Below are 1,861 nucleotides of genomic sequence, written 5' to 3'. Positions count from 1 at the left end.
GGATCTTCTCCTAGTAGTGAAAAGAATTTTTTTGAAGAAGATTCGTTGAAAGAGGTAGTAAGAAGCATTAGAAGCAGTAAATATGGTTATACCAATTCCAATGATGTTCAAGTGTCATATAGCAGTATACAGAACTATGTATCAGATCTTTCTTTGATGGTTAAAAGAGGGCTTCTGTCAGCAGAAAGAGAATTTTATTCACCTGTCCGTTTAAGAGGCGGACATCATGCTTCAGATTTAGAGGATCACGGTATTAGTTACATTGAATTAAGAAATATAGACTTAAACCCTTTTGAAACGTATGGATTTAGCTATGAACAAGCGGAATTTCTCCATCTTTTCTTAATTTATTTACTATGGAAAGATGAAGGAGAAAATTGTGATGAGTGGGTAAAAATGGGCGACTTTTACACTGATATAGTGGCTCTTGAGCACCCATTAGAGCATACACAATTTGAAATAGAAGCTAAAAATATGATTAATGAGATGGAACAGTTAGCAGAAACTTTAAATTTGACTATTTCAGAGACGTTATTTGTGCAACTGAGAGAAATGTTAATGGATCCAAGTAAGACTTTAGCTGGGAGACTTTATAAAGAAAGTGAAAAAAGCAGTCAAGGTCAAGTGGCTACGTCGATTGCTAAAGAAAATTATAAAAAATCATGGGATAAGCCCTATCAATTAGCAGGATTTACTGACATGGAGTTGTCTACTCAGATTTTAATGTTTGATGCGATTCAACAAGGGATCCAAGTAGAAATCTTGGATCGACAAGATCAATTTTTGAAGCTGAAATTAAAAGATCATGTTGAATATGTGAAAAATGGGAATATGACGAGTAAAGACAATTATGTATCCACTTTAATTATGGAAAATAAAACAGTAACAAAGAAAATTCTTCAACAACATGGATTCCGTGTGCCGAAAGGTGAGGAATTTCAGACGATTGAACAGGCTTTACGTTCCTATGATTTCTTTGCTACCAAACCTTTTGTTGTGAAACCGAAAACAACAAATTATGGATTAGGAATATCAATTTTCAAAGAAGACGCCAGTTATAAAGATTATCAACAAGCCATTACATTAGCATTTAAAGAAGACTCTTCTATATTAGTAGAAGAATTTCTTAATGGAACAGAATATCGATTTTTTGTATTAAATAATCGAGTTTATGCTGTTTTATTAAGAATTCCTGCGAATGTTAAAGGTGACGGCAAACATACAATCGAAGAGTTAGTCGTGCAAAAGAATCGCGACACGCTAAGAGGAAGAGACCATAGGACACCTTTAGAAACTATACAGTTAGGTGAATTGGAGAACCTTATGCTTAAAGCTCAAGGATATGGAACGGATTCAATTCCAGAGAATGATGAAATCGTCTATTTACGTGAAAACTCTAATATTAGTACAGGTGGAGACTCGATTGATGTGACAGATCACATTCCTGATGATTATAAAAAAATAGCAGTGGATGCAGTATCCGCACTTGGAGTTGAAATTTGTGGTATCGATTTAATTATTGAAAATACCGAAGTTCCTGCTACTAATAAAAATGCTTACGGAATTATTGAAGCGAACTTTAATCCATCCATGTATATGCACATCTATCCATATAAAGGAGAGTCCCGACGTTTAACTATGCATATCATACATTATTTATTCCCCGAATTATTAAAAAATCAGTCAAATTAGGGGTACCACTATTAAAATTTCAAATTTACAACGCTAAGCACATTTCTAAATTGATTCCGGCACTTCTAACAAAGTTAAGAAAAAGTGATTTAGTTGAACAAGCAAAGGCATAACACATTTTATATTGACTAATATGTTATGCCTTTTATTAATCCGCATTTTCCAGACG

General features: G+C 33.7%; 1 protein-coding gene. It reads left to right on the top strand.

Going from position 1 to position 1,861, the window contains the following annotated elements:
* The coding region (gene gshAB / locus FOT98_RS26360) for a bifunctional glutamate--cysteine ligase GshA/glutathione synthetase GshB (RefSeq protein ID WP_144291181.1) at positions 1–1,692 on the top strand (1,692 nt) is incomplete at its 5' end.
* Positions 1,693–1,861: the final 169 nt, after the last annotated feature.

The organism is Bacillus sp. HY001 (assembly GCF_007558965.1).
In the GTDB taxonomy this organism is placed as follows: domain Bacteria; phylum Bacillota; class Bacilli; order Bacillales; family Bacillaceae_G; genus Bacillus_A; species Bacillus_A mobilis.
Note: the sequence above shows the minus strand (reverse complement) of the source record. Positions and strands in the feature narration are given on the sequence as shown.